General features: G+C 69.0%; 5 protein-coding genes. 3 read left to right on the top strand and 2 right to left on the bottom strand.

Annotated elements, in window-relative coordinates; genetic code table 11:
- Positions 1-51 precede the first annotated feature (51 nt).
- The 3 genes from PW843_27145 (at position 52) to PW843_27135 (ending at position 3,695) form a co-directional block, all read left to right on the top strand.
- Complete coding sequence (locus PW843_27145) at positions 52-933, top strand: AraC family transcriptional regulator (GenBank protein MDE1150243.1); 882 nt, start codon at positions 52-54, stop codon at positions 931-933.
- A 126-nt stretch (positions 934-1,059) separates the two neighbouring features.
- Positions 1,060-3,165, top strand: coding sequence for a TonB-dependent siderophore receptor (locus tag PW843_27140; GenBank protein ID MDE1150242.1), 2,106 nt, complete (start codon positions 1,060-1,062; stop codon positions 3,163-3,165).
- A complete protein-coding gene (locus PW843_27135; protein ID MDE1150241.1) occupies positions 3,162-3,695 on the top strand; it encodes a hypothetical protein in 534 nt (177 codons plus the stop codon). Before PW843_27140 ends, PW843_27135 begins: the two co-directional genes overlap by 4 nt.
- Positions 3,696-3,771: 76 nt before the next feature.
- On the opposite strand, the gene PW843_27130 is transcribed toward PW843_27135, so the two are convergent.
- The gene (locus PW843_27130) at positions 3,772-9,954 is read right to left on the bottom strand and encodes a hypothetical protein (GenBank protein ID MDE1150240.1); all 6,183 of its coding nucleotides are present in this window, start codon (positions 9,952-9,954) and stop codon (positions 3,772-3,774) included.
- Positions 9,955-13,046: 3,092 nt separating this feature from the next.
- Positions 13,047-17,000, bottom strand: coding sequence for a hypothetical protein (locus tag PW843_27125; GenBank protein MDE1150239.1), 3,954 nt, complete (start codon positions 16,998-17,000; stop codon positions 13,047-13,049).
- Positions 17,001-17,053 lie beyond the last annotated feature (53 nt).

Genomic DNA, 17,053 nt, shown 5'->3' with positions numbered 1-17,053 from the left:
AGAATCATTCTTATATTGGCATAAGATTTCCCCCGCCAAAAAGGGAACGCAATGCCGCTTGATCATTATCCAGCCCTGGGCTCTGCCCCCGATCCCGCCCCCGCATGGTCCTTCGCCACCGCCGCCTCCCTGGCGGTATCGGGCGGCACCCTGGCCCGACCGCCGGCAGGCCGGACGGAAGAGGCGCTGCACCAGGGGCTGAAGTTCGTGCTGGTGCTGGAGGGGGCGCTGGACTGCGCCCTGCCCGGCCGGCCGCAGGCGCGCATCGGCGGCCCCACCCTGTGCGTCATCGCCGATGAAGGCGGGCACACGGCCAGCCAGGCCTTCGACGCCGCCCACCCGCTGCGCTACGTCATGGTCACCATCGATGCCGCTGCCGCCGGACCGCTGCTGGGGACGGAGGCCGGCGAGGTGGCGTGGCGGCATGGCGACGGCCCCCGGCTGCTCTGCCGGCCGGCGCCGCGCGTGCTGGCGGGATTGGCGCGGCAGATGCTGGCCTGCCCACGCCATCGCCCCGGCGCCCGCCTGTATATCACCGGCAAGGGGCTGGAACTGGCCGGCCTGGCGACGGATTTGCTGATGGCGGCGCCGGGGCGGACCGCACCCACCCCCCTGCCGGCGGCGGAGGTGGAGCGGCTGCACGCCGCCCGCGACCTGCTGCTGGCATCGCTGGCCGACCCGCCCGACCTGGCCCACCTGGCGCGGGCCGTGGGGCTGAACATGCGCAAGCTGGCCCAGGGTTTCCGCGCCCATTTCGGCACCACGCCCGCCACCTTCGTCCAGCGCCAGCGGATGGAGGCGGCCTATCACCTGATCGCCAGCGGCGGCGCCACCGTGGCCCAGGCCGCCTGGCAGGTGGGCTATTCCCCGGCCGCCTTCGCCACCGCCTTCCGCCGCCATTTCGGCGTGGCGCCCAGCAGCCTGCGCCCCTGAAGACGGTGGTGGTTTCGCGAAAGCCTTAGTCGGGATCGCGAAAGCCGTCGCCGTTCCGCAGCGGACGGTATTGCGACTAAATCGCAAAACCTGTTTTGGAACTCGAGAACGACGATGGCATCAAGAATGAAGACGCGCGGCCCCGGCGGCCGGGGCGCGCTGGCGGTTTCAACCTGTCTGCTGGCGCTGGTCGCCGGGGCCCCGGCCCGGGCCGACGAGCCCGCCACCACCACCACCCTGTCGGAGATCATCGTGACGGCCACCCAGCCGTCGACCACCGGCACCAAGAGCGACACGCCGGCGGCGGAGGTGCCGCAGTCCCTGTCCATCGTCGGCCAGGATCTGATGCAGGCCCAGGATGTGCAGACGGTGGCGCAGGCCATCAGCTATCTGGCCGGCGTCTTCAACGGGTCCACCGCCGCCAACGGCCGCTACGACCGCATCTCCCTGCGTGGCTTCGACGTCACCAACACCGGCGTGCTGCAGGACGGCCTGCGCGCCACCACGGCGCAGACCTACACCAAGGCCGAACCCTATGGCCTGGAACGGGTGGAGGTGCTGCGCGGGCCCGCTTCCGTCCTTTACGGCCAGAACGCGCCGGGCGGCGTGGTCAACATGATCAGCAAGCGCCCCACCGACACAGCCCTGTATGAGGTGGAGCTTCAGGGCGGCAGCTTCGACCGCAAGCAGGGGCAGTTCGACATCAGCGGTCCCATCGCCGATGGCGTCGCCTTCCGCCTGACCGGTCTGGCGCGGGATTCCGCCACGCAGATCAGCGTGGTGCCGGACGACAAGATCTACATCGCCCCGGCGCTCAGCTGGCATGGCGGCGACAAGACGACGCTGACCCTGCTGACCAGTTATTCGCATGAGAAGTACGGGCCCCCGGCCTTCGGCATACCGCTTCAGGGGTCCATCCTGTCCAACCCCAACGGCCGGATCGCCCACAACCTTTATACTGATGAGCCCGGCGTCGATAACCACCGCGACCAGTACGCCGCCGGCCTGCTGCTGGACCAGGGCCTGTGGGAGGGGTGGACCCTGCAATCGGCGGTGCGCTACACCGACACCGACTTCGTCACCAACACGGTCAGCGCGCGGGGCAGCCCGGTCAACGGCCGCCTGCTCAGCCGCGCCTTCTACCATTTCGGCATCGATGGCGGCGTGGCCGCGACCGACCACCATGTCCAGGGCGACTGGCGCCTGGGCGGGCTGGAGATGAAGTCCATGGCCGGCGCCGACTATCGCCACACGCGCGAGGACTACTCCCTGGACGGCGGCAGCGCCAGCGCACTGGACGTGTTCGCCCCCGTCTATGGCCAGCCCTACGGCCCCGCCACCACCCACATGAGCAGCACGCTGCAATCCTCCGACCAGACGGGCGTGTACGGCGAGCAGCAGGTGCATCTGCTGGAGAACCTGATCCTGTCGGCGGACATCCGCCACGACTGGTCCGACACCGGCACCCGCAACCGCCTGACCAAGGTCACCACCACCCAGGACGACCAGGCCACCACCTGGCGCACCGGCCTGGTCTATCGCGGCCCCTGGGGCCTGACGCCCTATGTCAGCTACGCCACATCCTTCAACCCCATCCTGGGCACCAATCTGTATGGCGAGCCTTACCGGCCCAGCAGGGGTGAACAGGTGGAGGGCGGCCTGAGGGTCGAGCCGGCAGGCTGGCGCACCTACCTGACCCTGACGGGCTACAGCCTGACCCAGACCAACGTCCAGACCACCGACCCCACCAATTCCCTGAACCAGATCCAGACGGGGGAAGTGCGCTCGCAAGGCTTCGAGGCGGAGGTGGTGTCCAGCCCGATGGAGGGCCTAAACATCACCGGGTCCGTCACCATCGCCGACCTGACGGTGACCAAGACCACCGTGGCCAGCCAGTTGGGCCGCCGCCCGACGGCGCAGCCCGACCGCATGGCGGCGCTGTGGGCCGACTACACCATCCCCAGCGGCCCCTTGGCCGGCCTGGGCTGGGGTGGCGGCGTGCGTTACGTCGGCAGCACCTTCGCCGACGCCGCCAACACCATCCGCGTGCCCGACTACGCCGTGGTGGACGCCATGGTGCATTACGACCGCGACCGCTGGCGCCTGGCCCTGAACGCCACCAACCTGGCGGACAAGCGCTATTACGTCAGCTGTTCCACCACCGGCTGCGGCGAGGGCACGGACCGCACCTTCATCGCCTCGCTGCGCTATCGCTGGGGGGCCGGCAAATGAGGCGCCTGACGCTTGCGGCCTTCGCCCTGCTGGTGGCGACGGCGGCCTGTACCCCCTCACCCGCCCCGCTGGCCCAGCGGATTTCCGCCGCGGCCCCCTTCCCCGACCGGGCCCTGGCCTGGCGGGGGGAGGAACGCTGGCGCCTGGCGGTGGACGGCGAGGCCGGGACCCTGCGCCTGGGCTTCACCCAGACGCCGGCGGGCGACTACCTGTTGAGCGGCGCCCTGCAACTGGACGACGCCGAACTGGGTGTGACCGGCACCGGGCGCTGGCGGGCGGGACGGCTGATCCTGGACCTGGCCTTCGTCGGCGGCGTGCGCGACGTGGCGCCCGATCCGGGCAAGCAGCGCCTGTACGCCCCGGGCGCGGCACCGGCCACGGTCAATGCCGTGGGTTTCGCCATGATGCGGGCGGAACTGGACGGGACCACCCTGGCCGGCCGCACCGCCCAGTACCAGACCAACGTGGTGACGGGCGACAAACTGCAGGGCCCCATCCTGCGCCTGGGCGCGCTGGAGCATTTGCCCTGATGGGCTGAGGGCGAAACCCCTAAGAAAAAACCCCGCCGGTGGTTGCCGGCGGGGTTTTTTGTGAGCGTCAACCGGATCAGAAGTTCCAGCTGGCCCGCAGGACGCCGGCGTGGCTCTGGTAGTCGCTGCGCAGTTCGCCGGTGTACTCCAGCCGCAGGCTGAGACCGTCGCCCTTGGCCAGGGTGGCGCCCAGGCCGATGGCGACACCGTCGGGGTTCACCCGGCCCGTCGTGCTGGCGAAGCTGACCCCACCCAGCACGCTGGTGGTCGACACCGGGCCGTTCAGATAGTCGTGCACCCACGCCAGCTTCAGGTCCGGCAGCAGGCGGCCGAAGGCGGTGTTGAAGACCGTGTCCAGCTTGAAGCCCAGTTCCTGGGTCAGGCTGTTGGTCGCCATGGCATCGACGGCCAGGTCGGCCACACCGGCGTCATGCTCGCTATACGCATGGTTGGTCAGGCGGGCGGCCTGCAGGCTCCACTGCGGCGTCAGGGTGAAGCCGTTGTGGTCCGGCATGGCATAACCCACCGTGATCTTGCCCACGTACTGCTCGCCACCGTAGTTGGCGTTGGCGCGGGTGCCCAGGAAGTCGATGTCACGGCGCTGGTCATAGTGGTTGTAGCCGAACGCCACCTGGCCCTGGACCGACAGCCGCTGTTCCGCGAAGTCCGGACGCCAGACGCTGTAGGCGGTCAGCTGATAGCTGCCCACCCGCGTCAGGCTGCCGGCGCTGTCGCCCTGGCCCACCGCCGCGCTGTTCAGCCAACTGAACGCCAGGCCGGCCATGATCTCGCGGTTGATGTACCAGTCGCCGCCCAGGACGATGCCGCCGCTGCTGGCGCGGTAGCCGGCCGCGTCGGTGGCGTTGGCGCGCAAGGCGCCACCGCCCAGGACTTCGCCCCACAGCACGCCGTTCATGGTACCGTCGCCGGCCGAGGCACCACCCTTGCCGTAGCTGTCCATCAGGCCGGCCACCGTCTGTTGGTGCTGACCGATGGCCGTGGTGGTCGGCGTGAACAGGTTGGCGGTCAGCTGCGGCGTCAGCTGGTTGGGGGCCAGCTGCGCCACCGCCACCTGCTGGGCCTTGCCCGTCAGGGTGGACAGGGGCGTCAGGATGGCGCTCTGCACCGCCTGGGCAGCATTGCCGCCGCTGGCCGCGACGACGTCCAGGGCGGCACCGGTGCCCACCGCCGCGCCACCCTGGGCCTTGCCCACGGCGGTGTAGTTGGTCTTGGCCGGCGTCGTCGTGCCACCGCCGGTATCACCACCCGTGGTTCCGGTGCTGGCCGTGTTCAGGGTCAGCACCAGGTCGGTCTTGCCATCGCTGGTGATGGTGCTGCTGGTCACCGTGTAGCCGGCGGCCGTCAGCACCAGGTTGCTGGTGGCAAGGCCGCCACTGGCCGCGACGATGGTGTAGCTGCCGGCCGACAGCGACCCGCTGGTGGCCTTCAGCGTGACACTGCCGCCGGTCAGGCTGGCCGAACCGCTGATCGCCAGGCTGCCGTAGCTGCCGGTGGACGACACGCCGATCACCAGGTTGCCCGCCGTCTGGCTGTAGCTGCCGGTGATGTTGATGGCGCTGTTCACCAGCAGCGTGGCACCGCTGTTGATGACGCTGTGCGTCCCGACATTGAGGTTGTCGTTCAGCAGCAGCGTGCCGGAGACGAAGCGCAGGTTGGCCAGGGTGTTGGTGATCTGGCCGACACCACCGTTCGCCCCCGTCAGCGTGCCCGGCGCCGCGTCCGTGCCACCACTGATGGACAGATCGTTGCTGGAATAGTTGGCGATGTCGCCGACGATGGCGCCGGTGACCGACAGGGCGCCCAGGGTACCGGTGCTGGCGATGTACAGCGCCGTGGCGCCGCCGGCGGTGTTGGTCAGTGTGCCGGTGACGTTCAGCGTATCCAACGTGCCGCCGATATAATCGTTGGCGGCGCTGGCCAGCAGGGTGTTGCCGCTGACCGAACCGGTGGCATCCAGGCCGGTGATGCCGCTGGTGACGGTGGCCCCTGAGTAGCTGGAGCCCGCCCCACCCTGCACCAGGGCGACGCTATCGCCCACGAAGTAGTTGGCGACGCCCGACAGGCCGGCATTGACCGTGCCGCCGGTGATGTTGGCCGCCCCGCTGACGCTCAGCACGTGGCCGTTGGCGGCCAAGGTGCCGCCGGTCTGGCTGTAGTTGCCCGTCACCGTCCCGTCGCCCGCCAGGGCCAGGCTGGCCCCGGTGTTGGTGACCGTGTGGCTGCCGACGTTGATGGCATCGCCCAGGCTGAGGTCGCCCGAGGCGAACACCAGGTTGGCCTGCGTGTTGCTGATGGTGCCGCCGGTGAAGACACCCACCGTGCCGTTGGACCCGCCGGTGATCACCAAATCATTGGCGCTGCTGTTCACCACGTTGCCGATGATGGTGCCGGTGTTGGCCAAGGTGCCCAGGCTGCCGCCCACGGCGACGTTGACCGCGGTGGCGGCGTTCAGCGTGCCGCTGTTGGTCAGCGTGCCCAGGGTGCCGCCGATATAGTCGCTGACCAGGGTCAGCAGCAGGTCGGTGGCGCCGCCATTGGCCGAGGTGCCCAGGGTGGCGGTGAAGCCGTCGGCCAAGGCCGTCAGGCCGGTCGCCGACAGGCTGCCGCCCGCCTCCACGATGGTGTAGCTGTCGCCCGCCAGCAGGTTGCTGCCGGTCATGGCCGTCACCGCCACGGTGCCGCCGGTCAGGCTGGCGTTGCCGCTGACCACCAGCTCACCGGCCGTGCCGCTGCCGATGCCCATCGCCAGGGTGCCGGCCGACTGGCCGTAGTTGCCGGTGACGCTGACCACGCTGGTCAGCAGGACACTGGCGCCGCTGTTGACCAGCGTGCCCGACCCCACGTTCACCGCGTCGTTCAGCAGGACGCTGCCCGAGGACAGCACCACATTGGCGCCGGTGCTGGTGATGGTGCCGCCGGTGAAGGTGCCGGTGACACCGCCGGTGCCGCCGGCGATGTTCAGCGCGCCCGTGCCGTTGTTGACCACGTTGCCGCTGACGGTGCCGCTGTTGGCCAGGGTGCCCAGGCTGCCGGTGGCGGCGATGTAGACCGCCGTGGCGCCGCCCGCCTGGTTGGCCAGGCTGCCGGTGACGCCCAGGCTGGCAAGCGTGCCGCCGATGTAGTCGTTGGCGGCGACGGCGGCCAGGCTGGTGCCGCTGACGCCGGCGGTGGCGTCCAGTCCGGTGACGCCGCTGCTGACCACGGCGCCGACATAGCTGGAGCCGGTGCCACCGGCGATCAGCGTCGTGCTGTCGCCCACCAGGTAGTTGCCCGTGCCCGACAGGCCGGCATTGACCGTGCCGCCGCCGACGCTGGCCGCACCGCTGACCGTCAGCACATGCCCGTCCACGCTCAACGTGCCGGCCGACTGGCTGTAGTTGCCCGTCACGCTGACGTCGCCGGCCAGGCTGACGTCGGCGCCGGTGTTGGCCACGGTGTGGCCACCGACATTGATGGCGTCACCCAGGCTGAGGGCCCCCGACGCGAAGGTCAGGTTGGACAGGGTGTTGGTGATGGTGCCGCCGGTGAAGCCGCCCACCGTGCCGTTGGATCCGCCGGTGATCACCAGGTCGTTGGCGCTGTGGTTCACCACGTTGCCGATGATGCTGCCGGTGTTGGCCAAGGTGCCCAGGCTGCCGGACACGGCGATGTTCACCGCCGTGGCGGCGTTCAGCGTGCCGCTGTTGGTCAGCGTGCCCAGGGTGCCGCTGATGTAGTCGCTGACCAGGGTCAGCAGCAGGTCGGTGGCGCTGCCGTTGGTGGCCGTGCCCAGCGTGGCGGTGAAGCCGCCGGCCGAGGCCACCAGGCCGCTGGCGGCCAGGGTGCCCGCCTCGACGATGGTGTAGGTGTCACCGGCGATCAGGTTACTGCCCGCCTGCACGCCTACGCCCACGGTGCCACCGGTCAGGGTGGCGCCGCCGCTGACCACCAGCAGGCCGGTGGTGGTGGTGCCCACGGTCACCCGCAGGGTGCCGTCGGTCTGGCTGTAGTTGCCGGTGACGCCGACCACGCTGTTAAGCCACACCGACGCCCCGCTGTTCACCAGCGTGCCCGTGCCGACATTCACCGCGTCGCTGAACAGGAAGCTGCCCGAGGCCAGCACCACGTTGGCGTTCGTGCCGGTGATGGTGCCGCCGGCCATGATGGCCAGGGCGTTGCCGGCGGCGCCGGTGATCACCAGGGCGTTGGCGCTGGTGTTCACCACGTTGCCGTAGATGGCGCCAGTGTTGGCGATCGTGCCCAGGCTGCCGCTGTTGTACAGGGCGGTGGCGGCGCCGCCGGACAGCAGGCCGCTGTTGGACAGCGTGCCGATGGTGCCGGTGTTGTACAGGCCGTAGGAGACGCCGTAGATGGTCCCCCGGTTGTCCAGCAGGCCGATGGTACCGGTGTTGTACAGGCCCGACGCCCGGACCGACGGCGCGTCGATCAGGTTGCCGGTGTTCAGCACCGTGCCGATGACACCCTGGTTGTACAGGCCGACGTAGCCCGACACCGTGCCGCTGTTGGACAGCAGGCCGATGGTGCCCTGGTTGCGCAGGCCGAACTCATTGCCGTTCAGCACGCCGCTGTTCGACAGCGTGCCGATGCTGCCGGTGGTGGCCACGAAGGCGGCGGTGGTGACGCCGGCGATGGTTCCGGTGTTGTTCAGCGTCGGCAGGATGGTGCCGACATAATCGTTGGCACCGGCCAGGATCAGGTCGACGTTGGACCCGATGGTGGCCGTGGCGCTCGACACCACCAGGCCGGTGATGCCGCTGGTGACCGAGATGTTGTAGCTGGACCCCAGGCCGCCCTGCACCAGGGTACCGGCGGCCGACCCCACCAGATAGTTGCCCGACGCGTCCAGCACCGACGTGCTGATGTCGCCGCCGGAGATGTTGGCGACGCCGCTGACCACCAGGACGGAGTTGCCCAAGGCCAGGTAGCCGCCGGTCTGGGTGTAGTTGCCGGTGATGGTGAGCGGGTTCACCAGCGCCAGGTTGGCGCCGGCGTTGGTCACCGTGTGGCTGCCGACGTTGATGTCGTCGTTCAGGATCACGTTGCCCGACGCGAACAGCAGGTTGGACCCGGTATTGGTGATGGTGCCCCGGGCACCGTCATAGCCCGTGTACACCGCCGACCCGGTCACGCCGCCGATGACCGTCAGGTCAGCGGTCGAACTGTTGGCGATGTTGCCGGCGATGGTGCCGGCGCCGCTGATGGTGTCCAGGCGGCCGCTGCTGCTGATGGCGGCAAAGCTGCCGGTCAGCAGGCCGGTGTTGTTCAGCGTGCCGATGCTGCCGTCGTTCACCACGCCCAGGACACCCTGGATGGTGCCGGCGTTGTTCAGCAGCGCCAGGCTGCTGGCCGTGCCGGCGTTGTGCAGGCCGATGGTGTTGCCGTTGATCAGCCCGGTATTGGTCAGCGTGGTGATGCCGCCCTGGTTGTACACGCCGGCCGCCTGGCCGGTCAGCACGCCGTTGTTGAACAGGGTGCCGACGCTACCCGTCGCCGCCACGTAGACGGCGTTGACGGCACTGATGGTGCCGGCGTTGTTCAGGGTGCCCAGGCTGCCGCCGACATAGTCGTTGAGGCCGACGATGTAGAGGCTGTTGCCGGCCACGGAGCCCGTGACCTCCAGCCCCGCCAGGTCGCTGGCATAGCTGAGGTTGGTGAAGGTGGAGGTGGTGCCGCCGGCGACCACGGCGCTGCCGCCGCCTTGGCCCGCCAGCACATTGACCGTGCCCGGCACGCCGCTGACCGCCACCGTGCCGCCGGTCATGACGGCCGCACCGCTGACCGTCAGCCGGCCGGCGCCGTAAGCCGCCACCAGGGTGCCGGCCGACTGGCTGAAGTTGCCGGTGACGGCGACGACCGTTTCCAGCCGGACCGAGGCGCCGCTGTTGACCAGGGTGTGGCTGCCCAGGCTGAAGACATCGTCCACCAGCAGGTTGCCCGAGGCCAGCACGACGTTGCCCAGCGGGGCCGTGACCGTGCCCATGGCACCGCTGCTGTAGCCGGTCAGCGTGCCGACGGTGGTGCCGGTGCCGCCGGTGAGGACCAGGTCGCCGGTGCCGACGTTCTGGATGTTGCCGGCGATGGTGCCGCTGTTGGCCACCGTGCCCAGGGTGCCGGTGTTGGCCAGCGCGTAGGTGGAGCCGGTGATCAGGCCGCTGTTGGCCAGGGTGCCGATGGTGCCGCTGTTGCGGATGCCGGCACCCGCCGTGCCCATGATCGCGCCGCTGTTGTCCAGCGCCATCGATATGGCCAGTGTTGTAGACACCGTTCTGGCCGGTGATCAGGTTGGTGTTGGCCACCGACCCGATGCTGCCCCCCAAATTGTACAGGCCCATGGCGCCGCCGCCGGCGAGGGTGCCGTCGTTGATGACGGCGTCGATGGAACCGGTGTTGTACAGCCCCATGGCCACGCCGGCGATGGTGCCCTGGTTGTCGATGGTGCCGACGCCACCGGCGTTGTTCAGGCCATAGCCGTTGCCGCTGAGGACGCCCTGGTTGTCGATGACACCGACGGTGCCGCCGACGGTGTTGAACAGGCCGGCCACCGAACCGTTGATGCTGCCGCTGTTGTCGACCAGGCCGATGGTGCCACGGTTCTCGACCCCGTACTGGCTGCCGTCCAGCAGGCCGCTGTTGGACAGGGTGCCGATGCTGCCGGTGGCCGCCACATAGGCAGCCGTGCGGACGCCGGTGATGGTGCCGCTGTTGTCCAGGTTGGACAGGGTGCCGCCGATATAGTCGTTGGCGACGGCCACGACCAGATCCACGCCCGAACCGATGGTGGCGGTTTCGGCGGTGACGCTGAGGCCGGTGACGTTGGACGTCAGGCTGACGCCGGTGTAGCTGGAACCGGCACCGCCCTGGACCAGGATGTTGCCGCTGCTGGTGCCCACGACATAGTTGGCGCCGGCATCGATGTTGGCGCTGATGGCGCCGCCGCTGATGTTGGCGACACCGCTGACCACCGCCGTCAGGGTGCCCAGGGCCAGCGTGCCGCTGGCTTGGCTGTAGTTGCCGGTGATGCTGAGCGTGCTGTCCAGCGACAACGTGGCGCCGTTGTTCACCACCGTGTGGCTGCCGACGTCGATGACGTCGTTCAGTTCCACCTTGCCCGAGACGAACGTCAGGTCGACCCCGGTGCTGGTGATCGTGCCGACGGTGCCGTTGTAGCCGGTGAACAGGGCCGCCGTCGCCGTGCCGCCGGCGATGGTCAGCCCATGGGCGCCGGTGTTGAGGACATTGCCGGCGAAGGTGCCGTCGCCGCTGATCAGGCCGATGCTGCCGTTGATGTTGTACAGGGCATAGATGGTGCTGGTGATCAGGCCGGTGTTGTTCAGCGTGCCGATCGTGCCGGCGTTGGCGATGCCGTTCTTGGTGCTGGTGATGGTGCCGGCGTTGTCCAGCAGGCCGATGGCCTTCCGGTTGAACACGCCGATGGTGGTGCCGGAGATCAGGCCGTCGTTCACCAGGGTGACGATGGTGCCGCCGTTCTGGACGCCATCGACCTGGCCGATCAGCGCGCCGGTGTTGACCAGGGTGCCGATGCTGCCGGCGGTATCGACGTAGACGGCGTTGTTGGCGCTGACCGTGCCGGTGTTGCCCAGGCTGCCCAGGATGGTGCCGACAAAGTCGTTGACGCCGGCGGTGTACAGGTCGTTGCCCACCACGCTGCCGGTCAGTTCCTGGCCCTGCACGCCGTTGAGGACGTAGCCGCTGTAGCTGGAACCGGCGCCGCCGGCGATGACGATGCTGCCACGCTGGCCCGCCAGCAGGTTGCCGGCGGTGGTGACATCCGTGGCGGCGATGGTGCCGCCGGTGACGACGGCCGCCCCGCTGACCGACAGTTGCGCGCCGCCCGCGACGCTGAGCACCAGGTCGCCCGTTGACTGGCTGTAGTTGCCCGTGACGTTGACCACCGTGGTCAGCGAGACCGAATAGGCGTTGTTGACCAGGGTGCCGGTACCGACATTCACCTGGTCGTTCAGCAACAGGCTGCCCGAGGCCAGCACCACGTTGCCCAGGGTGCTGACGATGCTGCCCATGCCGGTGTAGCCGGTCAGGACGCCGACGGTGGTGCCGGTGCCGCCGGTGATGACCAGATCCTGGGCGGCAAGGTTGCGGATGACGCCGGCGATGGTGCCGCTGTTGGCGATCGTGCCCAGGCTGCCGCTGTTCACCAGGGCGTTGAAGCTGCCGGCGATCAGGCCGCTGTTGACCAGCGTGCCGATGGTGCCCGCGCCCGTGACCTGGATGGCCGTGCCGGCGGCGCTGATGGTGCCGCTGTTGTCCAGGCTGCCCAGGACGCCGCTGTTGTAGACGCCGGTGGCGTCGTTGATCAGGCCGGTGTTGACCAGGCTGCCGATGCTGCCGGCGTTGCGCACGCCCAGGCCGGTGCTGCCGCCGATCACGCCGCTGTTGGTGACGCCACCGATGGTGCCCAGGTTCACCAGGCCGTGGGCCTGGCCGTAGATGGTGCCGGTGGCCTGGTTGTCGATGGTGCCGATGGTGCCGGCGATGCTGTTGTACAGGCCGTAGACGCCGCTGGTGATGCTGCCCTGGTTGCTGACGGCGCCGATGGTGCCGACGTTGTACAGGCCGTAGGACTGGCCGCTGATGGTGCCGGTCCCCTGGTTGTCCACCAGGTTGATGCTGCCGGCGTTGTTCAGGCCGGCCGCGGCGGCCGAGGCCCCGTCCAGCAGGCTGCCGCTGTTCACCACCGTGCCGATGGCACCCACATTGTACAGCGCCACCAGGCCGCTGACCGTGCCGGTGTTGTCGATCAGGCCGAGGGTACCGTCATTGAGGAGGCCGTACTGGTTGCCGGCCAGCACGCCGCTGTTGTGCAACGTACCCAGGCTGCCGGTGGACGCCACGTAAAGGGCGGTGCGCACCGCGGCGATGGTGCCGCTGGTGTCCAGGCTGGACAGGGTGCCGCCGATGTAATCGTTGGTGCTGCTGAGCAGCAGGTCGACGTTGGCCCCCAGGGTGGTGGCACCCGAGGCCAGCGTCAGGCCATCGATGGTGGACGCGACCTCGACGCCGGTGTAGCTGGACCCCGCCCCGCCCTGCACCAGGGTGCCGGCGACAGTGCCCACGATGTAGTTGGCGGTGGCGTCCAGCAGGGCGGTGGTGAGGGTGCCGCCTGACAGGTTGGCGGCGCCGCTGACCACCAGGGTGTTGGCGCCCAGGCCCAACGTGCCGCTGGTCTGGGTGTAGTTGCCGGTGATGCTGAGGGTGCTCAGCAGGGCCAGGCTGGCGCCGATATTCAGCACCGTGTGGCCGGTGGCGTTGATGATGTCGTTCAGCGCCAGGTTGCCGCCGCTGAACACCAAATCATGGCTGGTGCTGGTGATGACGCCCTGGCTGGTCAGGTCGTAACCGGTCAGCGTGCCCACCGTGCCGCCGGTGCCGCCGCCGATGGTCAGGTCGCCGGCGCCGGTGTTGCGGATGTCGCCGGCCAGGACGCCACTGTTGATCAGCGTGCCCACCGTGGCGGTGGAGGTGATGTAGAGGGCGCCGGTCGCGTTGTTGCCGATCAGGGTGCCGCTGTTGTCGATGGTGCCGATCACGCCGCCACCGGCGTAAATGCCGCCGCCGCCCCCCATGACACCGCTGTTCACCACCGTGCCGATGGTGCCGTCGTATGTGGACAGGCCGAGACTGTTGCCGATGCCGATGCGGCCGGTGTTGATCAGCGTGCCGATGACGCCCCGGTTCTGGACGCCCGTGCCGGCGATGATGCCGCCGCCGTTGTCCAGCACCGCGATGGTGGCGTTGGTTACATTGCTCAGGCCGTAATAGACGGCGTTGATGGTGCCGGTGTTGCCGATGCTGCCGATAAGGCCGGTGTTCTCGATGCCGGCGCCGCTGATGGTGGCGGCGATGATGCTGTTGTTCAGCAGGGCGCCGATGGTGCCGTAGTTCTGCACGCCGTCGCCGAAATGGCTGCCGGTGGCGCCGATGACGCCGCTGTTGACCAGCGTGCCGATGCTGCCGACGACGCGCACGCCGGCGGCGCTGGAGGCGCTGGAGGTGCCGACCAGCGTGCCGGTGTTGGTGAAGGTGCCGACGGTGCCGGTGGCCGCGACGACGGCGGCGTAGACGACACCGCCGATGCTGCCGGTGTTGCCGATGCTGGCCTGGGTGTCGCCGATGTAATCGTTGCCGGCGGTCGCCACCAGGTTGGTGCCGTCGCTGTTGGTGGACAGCGCCAGGCCGGAGACGCCGGCGGCCACCACCCGTCGCGCCGGAATAGTCGGACGCGGCCCCCGCCTGGACCAGGGTGCCGACGGCGCTGCCGGCCATGTAGGTGGCGTTGGCGTTGAAGCCGCTGGCGGAAATGACGCCGCCGGTGATGCTGGCGGCACCGGTGACCGCCAGGGACGCGCCGGTGGCCAGCGCCAGGGTGCCGGCGGTCTGGCTGTAGGCGCCGGTCACGGTGACGATGCTGTTGAGTTGCAGCGACGCGCCGGTGTTCAGCACCGTGTGGCCGGTGGCGTTGACGTTGTCGTTCAGCAATAGGCTGCCGCCGGCGAACACCAGGTTGCTGGCGGTGTTGGTGATGACACCCTGGCCGGTAACACCCGTCAGGGTACCGACGGTGCCATTGGCCCCGCCCACGATGGTCAGGGCGGTGCTGGCGTCGTTCTCGATGGTGCCGGCGATGGTGCCGCTGTTGACCAGCGTGCCGATGGTGCCGGTGTTGAAGATGGCATAGCTGCCGCTGATCAGGCCGCTGTTGGACAGCGTGCCGATGGTGCCGGCGTTGCCGACACCGCCGGAGATGGTGCCGCTGTTGATCAGCACGCCCAACCAGCCCTGCGCGTCGTTGAAGACGCCGGCGTTGCCGTCGGAGATGATCTGCCCGCTGTTGATCAGCGTGCCCAGGCTGCCTTCGTTACGCACCGCCGAGCTGGTGGCGCGGATGACACCGCCGAGGGTGTTGACCAGGGTGCCGACGCTGCCGCCGTTGAAGACACCGTAATCCTGCGTGCCGTACAGCGTGCCGCTGTTGACCAGCGTGCCCAAGGTGCCGGTGGCGGCCACATAAACGGCGGTGGCCGCACCGATGCTGCCGGTATTGCCCAGGCTGGCCAGCGTGCCGCCGATGTAATCGTTCAGGATGGCCAGCGACAGGCCGCCCGCACCCGACACCAGGGTGGCGGCCTGGCCGGTGACGGTGGACATGTCGGCATTGGGCGTGCCGATGATGCTGCCGCTCACCAGGGTCTGGGTGCCCGTCAGGTAGTTGCCGGTGCCGGAGAAACTGACCTGCACCGCGCCGCCGCTGAGGTCGGCCGTGCCGGTGACGACCAGGCCGCCGCTGCCGCCTGGCGTCAGCGCCAGGGTGCCGCCGCCGGCCTGGCTGTAATCGCCGGTGATGGTGACGGCGTTGTCCAGGCGCAGGGTGGCACCGGTGTTCAGCACCGTGGCGCCGATATCGTCGTTCAGGGCCAGGGTGCCGCTGCCGAAAACCAGATCGGGAACCGACACGATCGTGCCCTTGGCGCCGCCGACACCGGTCAGCGTGCCGATGGTGCCGCCCATGCCGCCATCAATGGTCAGTGCCGCGGATCCGACGTTGGCGATGGCGCCTTCGATGGTGCCGCTGTTGACCAGCGTGCCCATCGAGCCGCTGCTGGTCATGAGCAGGGCGTAGTTGTTCGTGCCCTGCGCCAGCAGGGTGCCATCGTTGACCAGCGTGCCGATGCTGCCGACGACATAGGCGGCGGCGACGACGCCGATGATCAGGCCACTGTTAAGCACGGTGCCAATGGTGCCACCGGCATCCACCCCGATGCCGACGCCGGCGATGAGGGTGCCACTGTTGCTGATGGTGCCGATCTGGCCAGCGCCAAGCGTGCCGCTGCCGGTCACAGCCACAGCGACCGTGCCATAGATCAGCCCGGCATTGTTCAGCGATGTCAGAACGCCGCCGTCGCCCACCACCACGCCATTGATGATGCTGCCGCCCGTCTGGTTGACCAGATTGACGATGGTGCCGCCACCGACGATCGACACGCCACTGGAGGTGCCGGACAGCAGGCCGCTGTTGATCAGCGTGCCCACGCTACCGGATCCTGCCACGTAGACGGCGGTGGGCACGGCGCTGATGGTGCCGGTGTTGCCGATGCTGGCCTGGGCGTCGCCGATGTAATCGTTGCCGATGCTGGCGACCAGGTTGGTGCCGTCGGTGCTGGACGCGTAGGCCAGGCCGGTGACGTCAGCGGAGGTGATGACGGCACCGTCATAGGTGGACCCGACGCCGGCGGAAATCAGGGTGCTGCTGCCGCCACTGCCCGCCAGGTATGTCGCATTGGCGGACAGGGTGCCGCCGCCGACGGCGATGGTGCCGCCGGTGATGCTGGCGACGCCGGTGACGATCAGCGTGCCGCCCCCGCCCACGGTCAGGGTGCCGCTGGCCTGCGCATAGGTGCCCAAGATGGTGTCGGCGCCCGAGATGATCAGGTTGGCGCCGTCGTTCACCACCGTATGGGTGCCGACGCTGATGGTGTCGGCCACCACCATGGTGCCGCCGGCGAAGATCACGTTGCTGCTGGTGTTGGAGATGATGCCGCCCGTCAGGGTGCCGACGGCGGTGCCGCTGCCGCCCACGAACACCAGATTGACCGCCGAGGCGTTGTTGATGGCACCGCTGATCGTGCCGGTATTGGTGATGGTGCCCAGGGTGGCGGAGGAGGACCCGACATTGATGGCGCCGCCGCCGCCGGTGATCAGGCCGCTGTTGATCAGCGTGCCGATGCTGCCGGCGCCGACCATGCCGATGCCCCACAGCGAGGTGCCGGCGATGGTGCCGCTGTTGATCAGCGTGCCGATGGTCACGTTGGTGTGCACACCGCTGACGCCGCCGATGATGGTGCCGCCCGAATTGTTCAGGGTGCTGATGCTGGAGGCGCCGGAATTGATGCCGAAACTGCCGCCGCTGATCAGGCCGGAATTGGTGATGTTGGTGATGGCGCCGAAGGCCTTGATGCCGGCCGTGCCGCCCTGGATGGTGCCGCCGATGCTGTTGTAGACCGCGCCGACGGCGGCGCTGATGGAAAGGCCGGCGTCGGTGCCCAGCAAGTGGCCGGCGTTGTACAGCGTGCCGGCCGTGACGGTCGCGGTCAGGCCGCTGAGGGTGCCGGTGACGCTGCCTGCGACGGTGCCCGTGCTGGTGATGGTGAAGTTGCTGGTTGCCGGCCAGTTGCGGCCGGTGACGGAACCGCCGATGGTGCTAATCCGCCGCGCGGGCCGGGTGGGGTGCCGCCAGCGCCAAGCCGACAACCACCAGGGAAGAACCGGCCAACAGTGCCTTGCTGACCATCTTGCGCTTCGTC

Source organism: Azospirillaceae bacterium (genome assembly GCA_028283825.1).
In the GTDB taxonomy this organism is placed as follows: domain Bacteria; phylum Pseudomonadota; class Alphaproteobacteria; order Azospirillales; family Azospirillaceae; genus Nitrospirillum.
This window is presented reverse-complemented; position numbering and strand designations above follow the sequence as displayed.